This is a genomic window from Legionella tunisiensis (assembly GCF_000308315.1).
Lineage (GTDB): Bacteria > Pseudomonadota > Gammaproteobacteria > Legionellales > Legionellaceae > Tatlockia > Tatlockia tunisiensis.
Window position 1 is genome coordinate 1 of record NZ_CALJ01000009.1, and the last position, 1,687, is coordinate 1,687.

Consider the following 1,687-nt stretch of genomic DNA (forward strand, 5'->3'; position numbering starts at 1 on the left):
ATATTATGTACTATGCTGACAAACCTAAACCCAGATTTAGAAACTTGTTATCCGAATCAATCCAACACATCAAAACCAATAAACTCCAATCTCTATATGTCTTTTTCCTAAGCTGCCTCGGCGTCACCACCACATTTCAAATCTATATATACGGACCAATGCAAGCACACCTGTCGCATAACTTTAGTGATCAGGAAATTATGATTTCTAATATCACTTCTTTGATTGTGCTTCTGTGTGTTTTCCCTTTAGTAGGACGATTATCTGATAGAGTAAATAGAGAAAAGATTATGATTACTGCAAGTGTAGGCTTTCTTACTCTATCCCAACCCTTCTTCTATTATTTATCAAACGGTAATTTTCATCAGTTGCTCTTAATCCAAGCTCTCATTGCTATTCCAGCCGGTGCATATTACGCTACTGTGCCTGTTATGTTGGCTGAAATGTTTCCAATTAAGTTACGATGTACTGCTTTATCATTTTTGTATTCTGTGGCGGCTAGCTTAGCCGCAGGATTGGCGCCATTATTGTCTATGATATTGCTAAGAGAAACACAAATTGCAACTTCTCCTACATTATTAGTCATCATCTTAGTAATTATTGTATTAGCGATACAACTCAAATATTCTAAACGAATGAGCGCTAAATTAATTTTACGCTGAGATGCATTTAATATATTTATCTCTCAGGGTTTGTTCTTAGGTTATTTGGTTCTAAATCAAAAATGATGGTCCAAGATTTTGGCAAAAATTCGCTTTACATATCCATCCTTGTCTTCTTTTTGGAATAGTATATGATTATTTGCAAAATCCTGTTCCTTATTATCACCATGTTTCCACCAACTAACTTCTCTCTGATAAGTATTAGATATAATAAATGAATCCAATATAACATTAGGATCAGCTAATCGATTTTGAATATCTTTGATAGTTCTGTAAAATTTTATTTTAGGATCATCAAAACCATGTATTCGCGCTAACCCCTTGGGATCAATGAAGCAAACATGTTGCCTGTTTTCAACAATAAGCCAGAGAATAAAATCAGGATAAAAGTTGCCTGCCTCAAAAAAACCAATGCCAGTACCTTTACTTTGATTTCTTAATAAGAAAAGCTCTTTGTTGTCAAAAAACTTATTGTTTTGTGTATGAAAATTCTTTAAATCTTCAACAAATGAATACTCACCATCATTTAATGCTACTGGTGTAAGTTTAACTATTTCATTATTTTTAAAATAAATCAGTGGCTGGTATAAGTGCCTTGAAAAATCGAAGGCTGTTAAATTTGCAAATGACCAAGTATCATGAAATGTTCCTGAAGAAAGTCGCTCCTTTAATTCATTAATTTTATCAATCCAAAGCTGTTCATTATGATCAATAGTTGCCTTATATTCATTAATAAAATTTTTATCATTTTCGTTCAGTTGGTAGTATTCAATGTGTGGACTCTCATATTCCTGCTTACGAAAATGATAATATCGCTCAGCATATTTTTAATAAGGCTAACAGCAATTTCTTGCCACATGTGAATGCGATCAAAATTGGTTATTTCCAATAAATCTGCAGGGATTAATAAACGATACCAACTGGGATCACACAACAAATCTTTTATTTGGTTACGATCAAGTTGGAGGTTGTACCACGCTTTCTCATTCTTATATTGAGCTAGTTCAGAATAAATTTCATCATAA

Annotated in this window: 2 protein-coding genes; one reads left to right on the forward strand and one right to left on the reverse strand. The window is 33.0% G+C overall.

What is annotated here, in order from left to right:
• Positions 1-662: MFS transporter (locus BN58_RS20790; RefSeq protein WP_040915957.1), on the forward strand; the 662-nt coding region annotated here is incomplete at its 5' end.
• A gap of 754 nt (positions 663-1,416) precedes the next feature.
• On the opposite strand, the gene BN58_RS32255 is transcribed toward BN58_RS20790, so the two are convergent.
• Positions 1,417-1,687, reverse strand: a 271-nt coding sequence (locus BN58_RS32255; protein ID WP_040915958.1) for a hypothetical protein, incomplete at its 5' end; no start/stop codon positions are given.